Consider the following 14,348-nt stretch of genomic DNA (forward strand, 5'->3'; position numbering starts at 1 on the left):
GATCACTGCGCAGCGCGCCAATCTTGACGCAGCCAAGAAAACCTGACCCAACTCCTCATGCCGGCAACGACACTCCGGCCGCCTTCGTCGGAACAGGTGGCCGCCTTCGATCGGAATGCATGGTCGCGTTCAAGCGGAATCCCTGGCCGCAATCCCCGGAATCCGCATAGAGGCGGCCAGATAAGCAATGAAGCCCGAGCAAGAACGGCTCAAAGACGAAGAAGACAGCGTCGCGGGCCACGAAGCGAGGGCCTGCCGCAGGTAGCGCGCAACGGCATCGGGTATTAATTTCCAAGCGGCCGTCACAGCGATTGCCGCAATCCACGTCGCGCGGGGGCGTCCACTTGGGTGGTTGGAGGATATAGCAGACGACGTCCCGGCATCTATTCGCGCCGAAACCGGCGGAGCTGGCGACGACCTCAATCTTCGCTATAGAGACGGCTCCGTTGCTGAGGTTCAAATCAAGCGCGGCCTGCACTCCGGCGCTCGTCTGTGGGAGCCTTTGCTAAAACTTGCTGGGGCTCTTCACGGCGGGACCATAGGCCATGGAATTCTGGTCATTTCGTCAGACAGCAGCCGAAGCACTAGCCTCGAGCTGGCACGCGGTATCAAACAATTAGGGGAAGACCGAAACGAAGGGTTGGGCGAGCTAGCAACGAAATTGAGCGACAAGCTCAAAGCTGCAACGCTGCCCATGCAATCGGTTTGCTCGCGCCTTCGCATCGTTTCCATTCATGGCACAGACGCCGATTCAGCATCAATACGGGCCGCGCAGGCGGAATTGGCTCACCTTTGTAAGAGCCATGACGACGTGGGCAATTTATGGAACAGACTTTACAGAGACGCCACGTCCTTAATTGAGCATCGGGGACACCGAACCGCCTCATCTATCGTCGGCGTTTTGCGTACCGCAAACGTGGCGATCGCATCAGGCGTTGACACTCCGGGCTGCATTATTACTAGGCTCGTCGATTGGTCCCTCGCGGTGAACGCGACGTTCTCAATCTTCGGCGTTTCCAAGCCTCTTCCAATTGACACTGCGTGGATACCGGTGAGGGTAGCAATTCGCGATGAAGCTGGACACGCGCGCCTTCTAACCACCCGAAGCAACGTGTCGTTGCTCACGGGCAGCATAAGTCGACGGGCAAAATTCGCCGCCGGGCGGCCACCTAAGGCGAGGCCAAGGTGATGGACGATCAGATCGAGCCGGGTCGTTCGCCGCGCCCACGGTGCTAGAGCGCCGTCATCGAAGCGCTCGGTGAAAATACGCCGACCGCAGAGAGCAGTAACGCAGCGGAAGCGGCGCGCCACGACCACTAAGCGAACCTGCCGCCCCGCTAGCGGCAGATCGGTTAGGCGCCGCTGATATCGGCTATGGATCCGCCCAGAACTGGTCCCGCATCCGGGACAGAGACTCGTCCCGCTCGTGGGACGCACGGTGATCACGGTCGTAGCGCCATCACAAAAAGGCGCTTTCCACGTCAAACCCGTGAGGGACCAGAGCCGACGGACGTAGGGCTCGCTGCATCATATTGATTCCTTTGTGAAACCAACACGAGCCGGCGCTTGAACTTCATCAAAAGTGATGGTGTGGAACGGCCCTTCGGACCGGCATCAAAAGTGCCTAACGTGGTCGCGTAGAGAGGCGCCACAAAGGAAGGACCGTTCCATGGAGAAGATTATCACAGTGGGTTTGGATTTGGCCAAGTCGATCTTTCAAGTTCACGGCATCGCCGAAAACGGGAAAGTCTTGGTTCGTCGCACATTGCGGCGATCGCAGGTTCTGCCCTTCTTTCGGAGCCTTCCAGCTTGCGTGGTAGGTATGGAGGCCTGTGCGAGTGCCCATCACTGGGCACGCGAGATAGCGGCGTTGGGCCACTCTGTCCGCATGATGCCGCCAGCCTACGTGAAGCCTTACGTCAAACGAAACAAGACCGACGCGGCGGATGCTGAAGCCATTTGTGAGGCGGTCAACCGCCCGACAATGCGGTTCGTGCCCGTGAAAACTGCCGAACAACAAGCAGCCAGCATGATTTTGCGAACGCGAGAGATGCTGATGAAGCAGCGCAGCCAGACTGCAAATGCCCTGCGTGCTCTCATGGCCGAATTGGGCATTATCGCCGGCACAGGCATGGCAAGCAGGTGCTTCTCCGGGACGAAAAAGACAATAGGATTCCCGGCGCCGCCCGCTTTGCCCTGATCCTATTCGCTGAACAGATTGAGCTGCTTACAACCCGCATAGAGAAGCTCGACAGAGAGATTTTGGTTGCCGTCAGAAAGGACCCTGATGCAAGGCGTCTGATGAGCATTCCGGGTGTCGGTCCTCTCATCGCCGCTACCGTTCGGACATCCGTCGTGGATGCTCGCGATTTTGCGACTGCACGAGATTTTGCGGCTTGGACGGGGCTCACACCGAGGGCACAGTCGAGCGGCGGGAAAGAAAGGCTCGGCGCGATATCAAAGCGTGGAAATCGGCAACTACGGACGCTCCTGATCGTTGGTGCGACCTCTATCATCAAGCTTGCTAAACGAGGCTTGAAAGTCCCACTCTGGATTCGGACCATGCTGCAAAGACGGCCGGTCAAGGTCGTATCGGTCGCGCTCGCCAATAAGATTGCGCGCACGATCTGGCCTTGCTGGTCAGAGGCGGCATCTATCAGGCTCCGGCCGCAATGCTGAAATCCTAATCTCAAGAGCTCTCCGGCGAAAGAAGAAAGCTGCCGAGGAGGCAAGGTGCAAATCTGGATGAACCCCGAATGACGTCATTCCCGGTAGCAATCAGACCGCTTGACTCACTGCGCTTCGAGCGCGAGAAATTGATTGGGCGATTGCTTCCGCGGATATCATCGTGGCCAGCGGCCAGGCGCCGCGTTCACAGGCCGAACATATGACCGCACCGTCATCCCTTGTTCAACCAGAGAAAGATCTTGCAGCCCGGGCCGTTCCACATATGAGTCAGAGCCCTTATTCCATGCCGAAACACAACGGGTGGATGGTCTCAAACTGGACATGGACCAGCGCGGCCTTGATGAGGGCGGAATACCGGACGATCTGAGCGCGCTCTGAAGGTCGACCAGCCTGAATTAATCTTCGTGGACTGCAGAGGTATTCTCAGGACGCGTTCGTTCGAACTCGTTCCCGGGAGCCCCACCAGCGCTGCCGGCGTTCGCGCCGCCATCCCCGTTGCGCCGGGAGGCGCAGCGACGGCACTGCGGGACTGAAACGGAGCTTCTTCGGCAACAGGCTCCAGATCACACGGACGAGCTTCCATAAACTCGAGCACCGCACGCCCCTTTTCGGTGATGCGCCAGCCGCCGTTCAGACGCTCGACGAGCGCTTGCGAGAAGATGTCCAGATCCGGTACGCGTGCGCCCAAGCGCTTGGTTCGCTCGGTCCAGTCGCGTCCGCTGGTCGCAAGAATCGCCATGTCGCGCTTCAGGTCGGCCATCACGGCGAACCCGTCCGGATAGCTGACCAGTATCTTCAGCACCGTGACCTGGAAATTCACCCTTAGGCCCCCTCGAGACCTAGCGCGACATCGTCGGCGCTTCGGACAGCTCGCGGCCGACCTGTATCACGCTGTCCGGGGATGTCTCGCCTCTGGTAGCGGTTTGGGATCTTTGAGGCCACGTGCGTACGGGCACCGGTTTCAGTCCGGGAAAACTTTTCGCAGACCTCGTTCAGGACGGCGCGCAGAAGCGCAGTCGTAGCAGGATCGAACATGGGAGACCCCAAAAGAAAAATGATCGTAAAGCAATCACTGCGGGCTTCGAATTCAACAGTGTTGATAACTCCCGAACTCTACACTTCCGCTTGGACTTGACGATAGCCCGAAAATGCGTGTCCCTAGCCGAGGCCTTAAGTTAGTGGCGGCGGGCGCCGATCGGACATTTATGGAGCGCAACAGGCGTATTTCGGTGGTTGAGGACGGTTTGATACGTTTGCTGGCCGTATCCTTGCGGCGTCGGCTCCCTGAAGCGCGGGATCAAGATTCCCTCTGTTCTCGGGCGATTTGGGCGAATTCTCGATCCAGCCGCGTACGATCGGCGATGGCAGAGGATTGTTTTCGCAGTCGCGGCAGACGTAGCCCTGGCGCTCTTCCGCGACATCGCCGGGGTGGGCCGTCATTGGCTTGCCGCACGTCGGGCACGCCTTCGGGCTTGAGTAGAGCTCCCCCACTGGATTTCTACTGGGTCGTCCGGTCGTGATGTGACATTGATGCGCGAATAGGCCCAGGCGAAGCCGCGGCAGCACGCTACAGGAATTCGCGTGTTGCAGCATCAAACGCGCCCGCGGGCATTCTTTGCGGCTCGCCGCCATCTATCCAGACAAACACGTTCCCCTCGGCGCGACACCGGCAATACACGAATTCGGAATCGCTTATCTGAATTCGGTGGAGCGCAAGGATAGTTGAGAGCCTGGAATTCCATTCGATAAATTTCTGCCATGCCGATTTAACATCGAAGCGCGGCCGATAGGGTCCATTTTCGTGTACGATCTCACTACAGAAATTGTACGCCTCAACCAGCTCGTCGAAATCAAACCCCGGCCTTTTCTCCGGCGAGATTGGCTCGAAGCTATTCGCATAGATCGGAACCATAAATGCGTGAACTCCGGGAAACCTGGCCTTCAAACTGTTCTGGATACCCTTGATCTGTTTCGTCTCATAAGAGATGCTCATACGAGGTTCAAAGGCGGTCCAGCACGCATAGATCATCAGCTCAAAAACCTTGCGGTAATGAATAGCGATCGATTCAGCTATTTCTCGACCTGAGAAATCGAACAACGAGACTTCTATTCCGCAGTTGGCAGCCCTGGTGGCTTCCTCGCTGGTCGCGAGGGACACAAGTCGACTTATGAAGCTGCGGCGCTTCCTGATATCTTCCATACATCCCTGATATGCGATCAAATCGGCAGGTGGTTCGGCCGTGTCGGGCTTGTCGAAAAGAATCGTGCCTCCGGCAAACGACATTTGGGTCCCGTAATACGCGACGTCCTGAGCCTCGAATGTCAGAATCCGGATATCGCCATCGTCATCGATCTCTGCCTTCAAGTTACGCAGGCTTCTCGCTCCTGCCGGACTCGTCAAATTCAGTATCTCGAGCCAGTGATGATCCTTGAGGCGGTATCTCTCGGTCGTGATGTTGATTCGCTTTCTCGTGTCTTCGCGCCTAAAAACGAGAAATCCATCGTGCCCAGGATCTGCATGCATGTTCACCACATGATTCAGATGTATGATGTCGCCCATCACAGCACCCATGTTGATGATCCTCCGAGCTTATGTGTGCGGTCACCGGCCCGAGCATAGCCCCTTTTCAAAACCTCAGCCAGCGCTGGGGCACCTAACTAACCCGGTCGGCTGCAAAGAAGGAAAAAAAGCAGGATCGCGGCCGTCCGCGTTGCACTTATGAGGGGGCTGCGCCAGGTTGGTTGGGCAGAGATCTGGGAGTTTGCAACAATAACGACAAAGCTGCGCGGCATCGACCGCCGCGAATTAACTATTGTTCTTAGTGGCGCAAAGCGACGCTGGGACAAACGAAGCTTTCGCTTCTCTTCCTCGGAACGACTGTTCGACAGTCTGGATGGGCGTGAGTTCCGCTCGGCGCGCGATGCCGAACGCATCTCATGTGCGTTTTTCTCCGAAGGCTTCGTTGCCGGAGCTAGCGTTGCGGCGAATGTTGCGCATCGCGATCCGGCTGGGATCGTCTACGCCAGTTTTCTCACGATGCGCCTTGTTGGTAGCCGACATTAGCGCGCAAACGAGGCCAGCATCGAGCGTGATCCAGCGTGATCGACGAGGGGATAGTGGGGTGGTTGTGCACCAACGTACTCGAAGGAAAAATCCTATTTAGCGACAAGCGTCTAGCGATTTTCCAAGTTCGGAAGGGGTATGTAATTGGGGTTAGTTCCTCGTTACAGATCGTGATGGACCCGAAGTGTCATGCAGCGACTGTTACGCGCCCGCGCAATCACATTGTAGCACGGATTCCGAATCGATATCCATCTCGACTAGATCATCACGCTCATCGCCGACTGCTGGATCCGGCACGCGGCACTCCACGTCCTTCAAACGAAGCGATCGTGAAGGTCGGCAAACGACCAGGTTTCTGCCATCCCAGCGATCGCGTTCCTTTAGCGGATAGAGAACGGCCTTGCCGATCTTGATGAACGACGGTCCGATCCTCATCGAACGCCAGTTGCGAAGCGTGCCTTCGCTGATCTGGCTGCGGTAACGTTCGATTCGACGACTTCGCTAAGCGTCAGGAATATCGGGTCGGACATGTCTGTCTTCCTTTTTTGTCCAGACATTTCCGAAAAGGCGAACGATTGCGTTCAGAGGTCTCACTCGTCCTGTCCGCGACGGAGGTCCGGAATTGAATGAGCCCCGTTGGATACAGAGCACGAAAATTCAATCCACAAAAACGTTGTTGAGGGAAAAACAGGCCGAACGCCGACGTCACCTTTTGTTCGCAACTGAAGATCGGACAAAGCGGATGCGCGCGACGTGATGATCCGAGTGCGATCATCGGGCCGACTTGGCCCAATGATGGATTGGACCGGGGTATCTCGGAAAGCGAGGCTCGCTAAATGGTAGCGCTCGAAGCAACTCGACAGGCCGTATTCGGGCCAGAAAACGACGCGTGTGTCGTCTCAAATAATTTGGTGCGTCGTTTTGAGGAGAGGGGCGGCCGCGCGGGGAACAAACGCGGGTCTTGAATTTGTTTCGATCGGCAGCTTTATTTAGGACCGTGGCGGCGGCCAGAAATCCGTCGATATAGGCGAGTACAGAGGCTTGTCTTGAGACTGCATTGGCCAACAGCTTCGTCGACTGCGCAGCGACGTCCGAGGCATCCGACAGGCGGGAGTTTAATGCGCGGCTTGTCGCGCATAGATCCCAGCCTGACGGTAAAACGGCTATGGTCGCCGAACTTGGAGACGATCACGTGCGCAATGGCCGCTTCGGTCGGCAGCCCACCAGGCAGGACATGCTCCGGCGCGTGTGCCTGCACGACAGCGCCCGAGCAGCGACGGCAGACGTATTTCGGGCGGCGCGTGACCAACACCCGCCATTGCGCCGGGATCACGTCGAGGCGTTTGCTGATGTCCTCGCCGGTCTTCGTCATGGCGCCGCAGCCGCACGGACAGAGCGTGCTCGCAGGCTCGATGATCCGCTTCACCCGAGGCAATGAGCAGGCAAGCAACCCCGATTGCGATGACGGTCTTGATCCGATCCGGCGCGCGATCGGCCCCTGATGATCGCCGCCGCCTTCTCCTGCGCCGCATCCAGGACGCCTTGCGCGATCTCCACGTTTTCGAGCGGCAAATGATATTGATCTGGCCGCAGCTTCTCGGACTTCGCGCGAACTTCTCCCGGCGTAGTTCGCCGAGAATGACCTCCAACCGACGGCCGTGCTTCTTCCGACGTCGCCAACGCCGCCTGATGCTCGCTCAACGCCGCTTGGGTTTGCGCCAAAAGCGCCTTCAGGCGTTCGTTCTCGTCGCGCAGCGTCGCGGTGCTCATGCGCAATGTCCAGCGCATCTCCGCCGCCGGCACCATGCGTAACTCGGCTCCGAGTCATTCTGCCGCAATTATCCAGCAGCCTGTGGACGCCGCGCTTCCTCCGGGCGGACCAACCTCCAATCCAGGCCTTCGAACAACGCCGCGAACATCGCCGGCGATTCCGCATCACGCCGTCCGCAATCTTTGGCCATACGAACTTGCAGCCCTCGAGGCGTTTGTGCACCAGCACCAGGCCCGTTCGATCCCAGACCAGAATCTTGATCCGCTCCGCCCGTTTGGACCGGAACACGAAGGCCGCGCCGCTGAACGGGTCGAGACCAAGCATCTCCTGCACCTTCGCAGCAAGCCCATCGTGGCCACAGCGGAAGTCGACAGGCCGCGTTGCGATATAAATCTTCAGCTCGGCGCCGGAGGCGATCATCGTGACGCCCGCACCGCGCGGATCACCCGAGATAGCTGCTCCCCATCTATCGCCGCGTCCGTCCGTACCACGACGTCGCCGATCGTAATTTCCAGCTTGGCCGCCAGAACGTGAGGCTCCTCTGCCGGCTCCTCCACCACCAGCGGCGCGAAGCTCGCTCCCGGATATTCCCGCGGAGCCAATTCGCCGCGCTGTCGAAGGCGCCGCCGCCAATCGTAAACCTGCCAGCGCGTTGCCCCGTGCTTGCGCGCCACCTCCGACACCTGAGCGCCGGGCAGCAGACTCCCGGCGGCGATCCGCGCCCTTTCAGCCTCCGAACGCACACGAGGCCGAGACGGTCCTTCAAGCACTTCAAGCCGACTGACCGCCCCGACCGACGAGCCGTCCAAATGGACGTCCTTTTTGCCGTCCAATCCCATCCAAAACCTCCGTCCAAGCCGGAGGCCTTCTTCGCACATTTAATCTAACCTTGAAGCCAGGGTACCGGCTTCGCGCTTACCTCCAAACCGCTCGTCAGCTACCAGATCAATCGACAACTCTCTGGTGGAATCTTCCTCCACTGTTGATACGCGCCTTTGGGGCGCCCCCCAGTTTCCCGCATAGCTCAGGTCACCGCACACAGTCCGACTGGTGTCGGGCGAGAGCCGCTCCAGCCAACTCTATCCGCACAAGCCGACATCAGCCTCTGAGACGGTTTTGCAGTGCCTGCCGATCGACGACGAACCGGTCCAGGTGGACTGTCTGCCCTACTTGCGCCAATCGCCTAACCAGCTCACGCGTACCGTCCACCACGAAGACGCCGCAATCATAACCGTTCTGCTGCTGGGCCATGCGGGCAGGCTTCAAGCGGAGGTCCAGCCTACCTGCGAGATGTTCTGCTTGCTTTTTGTTGAGTCCCCCGTAGGAATCGTAGTGATAGGCGACCGGCCGGTCCCGGTCGCTGCGATCAACGAACAGCAGCGACCAATGGTTGCCGCGGCTATTAGGATTTTCAGGATCGGCATTAATCACGGGCAGGAACAGGAAGTCGGCTGTATCATTACCATTATCATCATAGATGATGCGCTGGAATCCGGTTAGCACGACGCCATCGTGGTCAGAGCGCAGATAATTTAGGACTATGAGGGGATTCACGAACCGCGTCCGGGCGGCGAGATTTGGATGGTACCTCTGCAAGTCCTTCTCCTGGAGCCGTAATCCCTGTCGATATGCTGGTCGCCCAGCCATTCCGTGTCATCGAGCACCAGCCCGCGGCCGTGAGACGACACTGTCGGATCTAAAGCCCTGATCTGAGCATTAGCGGAGGTGCTCGGAAACGGCCGTACAGAATTAGCATCGTCGCGTGATTCGGACGGCGTGGGTGCAGTCAGATCAACCAATGGAAAACCGCGGTAGGTGTCTGAGCCAGCCCTGGCAGCGGGCGCCGGCGCAAAGTGAGCATCGTCGCGCAATTCGGACGGTGTCGGCGCATTCAGATCAACAAACGGCTCAAGACCGCCGTAGGTGTCTGAGCGAGCCCTGGCGGGATACGCCGGCGCAAAGTGAGCGTCGTCGCGCAATTCGGACGGTGTCGGCGCATTCAGATCAACAAACGGCTCAAGACCGCCGTAGGTGTCTGAGCGAGCCCTGGCAGGATGCACCGGCGCAAAGTGAGCGTCGTCGCGCAATTCGGACGGTGTCGGCGCATCCAGATCAACAAATGGCTCAAGACCAGCGTAGGTGTCTGAGCGAGCCCTGGCGGGATACGCCGGCGCAAAGTGAGCGTCGTCGCGCAATTCGGACGGTGTCGGCGCATCCAGATCAACAAATGGCTCAAGACCAGCGTAGGTCTCTGAGCGAGCCCTGGCAGGATGCGCCGGCGCAAAGTGAGCATCGTCGCGCAATTCGGACGGTGTCGGCGCATTCAGATCAACAGATGGCTCAAGCCTGCCCTTAGTATGTGACGGGGGCCTGGATGGTGATGCTGGTTCTTGCAGCTGTTCACCCAACCAAACCCAAGCTCCCGCGCTTGGGCTTGCCGGCGTTGAGGGAAGATCCTGCGCCGAGCCGGGATGCCGATCGCCCTGCGCGGCCGGCGAGCTCGGCTGCTCAGGGCCTGCCAGCCCCAGCTCTCGGTTCGCCTCGATGAGTTTTAAGTAGCTGCGAAGATGCGACAAATCGGGACCGTGTATTCTGCCTGCAGTCCGTTGGAACGCTAGCACATCGTTGTCGAACGTTAACTGCTCCTGGCTAGAGCCGTTAAGTCGCCCGATGATGCTCCCTTTGCGATTCCCTTTAAGCCACGCACTCAGTGCGCGAAGACGTGTCGCCCGCTTTTGCGCAGACCCCTTATCCTTCGCAGTTTTAAGATTTTTCAGAGCTTGGCTCAGCGCGCCCTCGATGAGGGGCGCATCTTCTGGATGAGGAACCAGGCGACGTGGGGCCCCGAGGACGCGGGGTTCGGGAGCTTCGGCTTCTTCACCCCCACGCAAGAGCCGCCGGAGAACATCCAGAGCCGATGTAATGCTGTGCTTGGGGTCACGGCCCAAGCTCCGGTACGCCGCAATTTCCGCATCCAGCGTTGCGCCTTTTCGCAGCCGAGATGCTACAGGCCCCCTAATACTTGCGTTGACCCAGCGAACAAATGTCCCAAGTCCGGAAACACTGTTCTTGATGGCGCCTGGGGTGAGCTTGCGCCGCTCGGCGTTTAAACGAAACCTCGCCAAGAGCTCCGCGTCTTCGCCCGGGAGCTGCTCGCCGATCAGCTCGTCCGGCGACGGCATCAGAGCCTGCATCTGCGATGGTGACGCCGCCAGTTGATGGGATGGCGTCTCCATCAGCTGCCGCTCAACGGCGACGCCCTGCGGATTGCTTAGCGTCTTCTGCCTCTTCGCTGATCTCAACTCCCCTATATCATGCTCATCGTTGACGAGAACCTGCTCGCCTGGCCCGAGCGGGTTCCTGTGACGTTTATCCGTCAGTTCGTCGTCATGGTGGCGCCAGTTCAGGGACTCTGCGGGATGCAATGCCAAGCCATGCGGCGGTGGAACCCCATGGTCGTCGCGGGGCAAGTTCAAGTCACGAAAAGACCCTCCGGCATCCGCTGCTTGTTGATGGTGCGCGATTGTCTCGAGAGGCGAGCAGCTGGGTCCGTCCATCGTCTCCAAAAGCAGATCCTGCTGGTTCGCAGGCAGAGTCTCCGGCCAGCTGATAGCTCCGTTCGACCCGCTGTGCTGCGCAGTCGCAGTCCGCCTCGGCTCGGCGCGAACCGCGTCTTCGAGATCAGGAACGGGGCGAATATGACGCCGGAGTTCGATCGCTCTAGCACCCGCCGGCGACCTCAGGAGATGAGCCAGTGCGGCCCCGGCTTTTCTGCGGCCACGGGGGTCCGCCTCCTTATACTGGCTGACATCATCATCCAGCGAGCCGTCGCCAAGTCGAGCAGCAATGCCGGGCTTATCGCTTTCACGGAGGTAATCACTGAAATCGATAAGAAGAGTTGCATAGCCCCTGACGGTGTTGGCGGTGCCTGACGCTGCATCTTCCTTGTACCTCTTGATGAGATCCGCATCTTGGGGATGGGGATTCAGCTCAACCCGGCTTGCAATCGGCGCGATGCCGCCCGGCGATTGGGAGGCTCGAAGATGATCCAGTGGCGTAGCGATGGCCTGCCCCTCCTGCTTGCCGAACTCCTGGGCATCCTTGTCCAGCGACTCTTCGGAAAGCCGGGCAGCAATGCCCGGCTTTCCGTTCTTTACGAGCCAATGTCCCAATCCGAGAAGACAACGTACATTGCGCCTGACGGTGCGATCGGAGGCCCCAGCCTTGAGGAGTGCCGGCCCGAGCCCCTCAATAAGAGACGCATCTTCGGAATAAACAGGATCCATGCTGCTACCTGCGAAAACCAAATTTGCATGGCCGAGCGGCAGCGCCGACGCATTCAGCATCGTTCCACCACCTTCACCGTGCGGAGCCGGCGTATATGGTTGCCCGCTCGCCCGCATGATGGGCCGCGCCTCAGATCGCGATGCATCCGCTTGATGGGCGCGGGCCTGCATGAGCACGGGAGAGGACGGGACAGCGACCTCGCTCAGCTGCTGCTGAAAGGCCGCCGCCTCTGCCGACGAGTCGGCCGGAGAGGCATCTTGCGCGTCCACGCTATCCGTTTGTTGACGCCCCCGATTCATTGAGACGAAGTTCATCTGTACTCACTTTCGATGATGAAGGGCCGGGAGCGCTGATCGTATGCGCCTGGAATTGAGCCGACACATCGCCGGCATTTGACGGTTCAGCTGCCAAGCGAAAGGAAGTCGGGGTCACGACGCTCCCGCTCGAATTTCAACGGACCCCGTTGTCGATCTGTTCGAGGGAGCCCGCGCCAGTTTCGAGCTCATCGAAAAGTTCCTCTCGGTGATAACGGTCTGCTTGATGGCGTCACCACTACATCCCCAGCCGAGCCATCTGCGCCGACACGTGCTCCGACTCCGGAACCGAGTGCAACGGACGGCCGCCAACTGCGTCGCTCATCAAGGACCTACAGAACGAGGCGTGAGAGCGGCGCCGTTCTATCTCGAGGCCCGGAGCGCATCCGCTCAACGACGGAGTCGAAAGATTGCCTGCCTTCCCCGGGGGCGGGACCGGGCTCCGGGCTCGAACTGCTCGATCCCGATGTGCTGTTGGCTCCTGCGGGCCCAACGTGCGATTTGCCAGGTCGGCCAATGCCCGTCATATTCCACCTCCAATCAAGTCGATAGTGCGCAGCCTGTCTGGATAGACAGGCTGGCTGACGAGTAGCTGACGAAGGGCGTTTTTCCTGGATTCATAGGAAAACCCGGATCACCGCGGGTTGCAATTCTGGTGGATTGTGGTGAGGCAAAAATGCCCGGGGAATATCGAGTGGCGGACCTTCGGCTGCCGCACGTCCTGCTCTCCGGGAAGGAGATGCGAATCCGAAGAGCCTATCCAGCGGTGATGCACCATCCTGACCAGACGCAGAGCGTGGGTCAAAGCAACATTTTCTTGCTCCCCGTCCGAGATGTTGCGCAGCGCCTTTCGAAAGTAGCAGCCGAGGATCTCGCGCACAGCGCGGGTTACGTGACCCATTATTTTGCCTATCGAAAGCGGGCTGCTCAGCTGAGGAGGTGACGATGTTTTCACCTCACGGGAGATTGCTCTCGCCGCAGGTCTTTCGGCGAGGAATTACGGTTTCCTTGTCGACGAAAAGATGGCACCGCCCGCGCTCGAACCGGCGGCCGATGGACGGTCCGGAAAGCAAACTCTACCACGCCGAGGCGTTGGCCCAGACGGCGCTGGTCGGCGCGCTGCACGCGGCCGGGTTCGAATTGCTGGTCTCCGCTCGGGTCAAGGATCGCACTAATCGTGAACTGAATCAGCGCGGAAAGTCAGAGTTGATATTGGCATGGATGCCTCTCCAAGGCGCCAGCTCGAGGTCTGCGGTTTTGGGACGCAGCAGTGTGAGTTGGCTCGCCTCGAACTTGATGCGCACGCGCACCGCTGGGCACAATTCGTCATTGAACATCGCCCATCGCAGCACAATGGGCGGCGCCTGTTCGTCCCTGCCGACGCAAGGCGGTCTCGAGAGATTGCGATTGCATCCCATACGACGTTGAAACGTTCGGTCGCGCAGATCACTGGGATGAATGGTGCCCCGATGTTCTGCATGCGCCTTCTGATCTCGATTGATCGCCCTTCCAGTTCTTGCCGTCGCCCCATTTCCCTATGAACTCTTGGGAAATACTCTCGAAATTGGCGAGTGAGATAGCTTATAGTCGTGTGATGCGGGTACGAAGGGGGCCTTTTCGGTGCACGATAGTTCGGTGGAAAGAGCCAGATGGCTCCGCGATTTGCTACGCTTTCTGCCTTTGCGTAGCCAATTCGTGCTCTCGGGCAATACCCGCGACCTTCAGACGCACGAGATCGTTCCGGGCGAGGTGACCGCAGCGCCCCTATCCAGGGTCTTGCCGGACGTTTTAAAGTCAGCTGGTTATGCGCAGATCGCATGGTTCGATCTTCTGAACGGATTTCGGGAGATCGAGTCGGCGGACGGAAGCTACCTCACGCGCGGGTTAGAGCTGTCGCCGCAGAAAGCTGATGGTATTCATGACGGTCAGCACCGAATATGGGAATAGCCGCAGCGTATAGTGTCCGCAGCCGAAGCGGATCCACGCGGGGGTCAGCCCGTGCGTCGACAGCCTGTCCACGTAGCGGCGGGTCGATTGCGGAATAAACACCGCGTCGCGCCGGCCCGATATGATCAATGCGTGATTGAGCCGTCGGCTGAGCCGTTGTGCGTAGGTCGCCGGGTTGATGACCGCCCACGCGGCCTGTACCTCCTCAAATGCAAAGCGTCGTTCGAGGCTCGACCTCACGTGGGCGGTGGCCGAGCCGGTCCAGACCACCTCGGCG

At 59.2% G+C, this 14,348-nt stretch carries 10 protein-coding genes and 6 pseudogenes; 4 read left to right on the top strand and 12 right to left on the bottom strand.

Annotation, left to right across the window (positions count from 1 at the left end; genetic code table 11):
• Positions 1-1,077: 1,077 nt before the first annotated feature.
• Positions 1,078-1,528, bottom strand: a pseudogene (locus tag ABIB91_RS41860) (transposase family protein); the annotation flags it as partial.
• Between the two features lie 141 nt (positions 1,529-1,669).
• On the opposite strand from ABIB91_RS41860, the pseudogene ABIB91_RS38655 reads away from it, so the two are divergent.
• Positions 1,670-2,687 (top strand): annotated as a pseudogene (locus tag ABIB91_RS38655) (IS110 family RNA-guided transposase).
• Between the two features lie 424 nt (positions 2,688-3,111).
• Here ABIB91_RS38655 and ABIB91_RS38660 read toward each other — a convergent pair.
• The 3 genes and pseudogenes from ABIB91_RS38660 to ABIB91_RS38670 all read right to left on the bottom strand — a co-directional run bounded on the left by ABIB91_RS38660 (position 3,112) and on the right by ABIB91_RS38670 (position 5,260).
• Positions 3,112-3,508, bottom strand: a pseudogene (locus tag ABIB91_RS38660) (hypothetical protein).
• 19 nt (positions 3,509-3,527) lie between these two features.
• Positions 3,528-3,723: pseudogene (locus ABIB91_RS38665) on the bottom strand (hypothetical protein).
• A 532-nt stretch (positions 3,724-4,255) separates the two neighbouring features.
• Positions 4,256-5,260: a hypothetical protein gene (locus tag ABIB91_RS38670; protein ID WP_354128639.1), complete on the bottom strand. Its 1,005-nt coding sequence runs from the start codon at positions 5,258-5,260 to the stop codon at positions 4,256-4,258.
• 147 nt (positions 5,261-5,407) lie between these two features.
• Here ABIB91_RS38670 and ABIB91_RS38675 point away from each other — a divergent pair, with 147 nt between their 5' ends.
• A complete protein-coding gene (locus ABIB91_RS38675; RefSeq protein WP_354172293.1) occupies positions 5,408-5,752 on the top strand; it encodes a hypothetical protein in 345 nt (114 codons plus the stop codon).
• A gap of 315 nt (positions 5,753-6,067) precedes the next feature.
• On the opposite strand, the pseudogene ABIB91_RS38680 reads toward ABIB91_RS38675, so the two are convergent.
• The 7 genes and pseudogenes from ABIB91_RS38680 to ABIB91_RS38705 form a co-directional block, all read right to left on the bottom strand.
• Positions 6,068-6,241, bottom strand: a pseudogene (locus ABIB91_RS38680) (DNA-binding protein); the annotation flags it as partial.
• A 496-nt stretch (positions 6,242-6,737) separates the two neighbouring features.
• Entirely contained in the window at positions 6,738-7,124 is a 387-nt protein-coding gene (locus tag ABIB91_RS41865) for an IS66 family transposase zinc-finger binding domain-containing protein (RefSeq protein ID WP_502917082.1), read from the bottom strand.
• 50 nt (positions 7,125-7,174) lie between these two features.
• On the bottom strand, positions 7,175-7,522 hold the full coding sequence (locus ABIB91_RS41870) for a hypothetical protein (RefSeq protein WP_502917085.1): 348 nt from the start codon (positions 7,520-7,522) through the stop codon (positions 7,175-7,177).
• A 175-nt stretch (positions 7,523-7,697) separates the two neighbouring features.
• Positions 7,698-7,943: pseudogene (tnpB, locus tag ABIB91_RS38690) on the bottom strand (IS66 family insertion sequence element accessory protein TnpB); the annotation flags it as partial.
• On the bottom strand, positions 7,940-8,362 hold the full coding sequence (locus tag ABIB91_RS38695) for a transposase (RefSeq protein WP_354172240.1): 423 nt from the start codon (positions 8,360-8,362) through the stop codon (positions 7,940-7,942). The gene ABIB91_RS38695 and the pseudogene tnpB, both read right to left, overlap by 4 nt.
• A 259-nt stretch (positions 8,363-8,621) precedes the next feature.
• On the bottom strand, positions 8,622-9,077 hold the full coding sequence (locus ABIB91_RS38700; RefSeq protein WP_354172242.1) for a C48 family peptidase: 456 nt from the start codon (positions 9,075-9,077) through the stop codon (positions 8,622-8,624).
• Positions 9,074-12,124 carry a hypothetical protein gene (locus ABIB91_RS38705; RefSeq protein ID WP_354172244.1) on the bottom strand — a complete coding sequence of 1,017 codons (3,051 nt, stop codon included), beginning with the start codon at positions 12,122-12,124 and terminating at the stop codon, positions 9,074-9,076. The genes ABIB91_RS38700 and ABIB91_RS38705 overlap by 4 nt, the downstream gene beginning before the upstream one ends.
• 945 nt (positions 12,125-13,069) lie before the next feature.
• On the opposite strand from ABIB91_RS38705, the gene ABIB91_RS38710 reads away from it, so the two are divergent.
• Both ABIB91_RS38710 and ABIB91_RS41875 read left to right on the top strand, forming a co-directional pair.
• Complete coding sequence (locus tag ABIB91_RS38710; RefSeq protein WP_354172246.1) at positions 13,070-13,552, top strand: hypothetical protein; 483 nt, start codon at positions 13,070-13,072, stop codon at positions 13,550-13,552.
• 267 nt (positions 13,553-13,819) lie between these two features.
• Positions 13,820-14,071, top strand: coding sequence for a hypothetical protein (locus tag ABIB91_RS41875; protein WP_502917083.1), 252 nt, complete (start codon positions 13,820-13,822; stop codon positions 14,069-14,071).
• Here ABIB91_RS41875 and ABIB91_RS38715 read toward each other — a convergent pair.
• Positions 14,009-14,341 carry a hypothetical protein gene (locus ABIB91_RS38715; RefSeq protein ID WP_354128635.1) on the bottom strand — a complete coding sequence of 111 codons (333 nt, stop codon included), beginning with the start codon at positions 14,339-14,341 and terminating at the stop codon, positions 14,009-14,011. The two genes, ABIB91_RS41875 and ABIB91_RS38715, sit on opposite strands and share 63 nt — an antisense overlap.
• Positions 14,342-14,348: the final 7 nt, after the last annotated feature.

This window comes from Bradyrhizobium sp. JR4.3, assembly GCF_040547695.1.
Classification (GTDB): domain Bacteria; phylum Pseudomonadota; class Alphaproteobacteria; order Rhizobiales; family Xanthobacteraceae; genus Bradyrhizobium; species Bradyrhizobium canariense.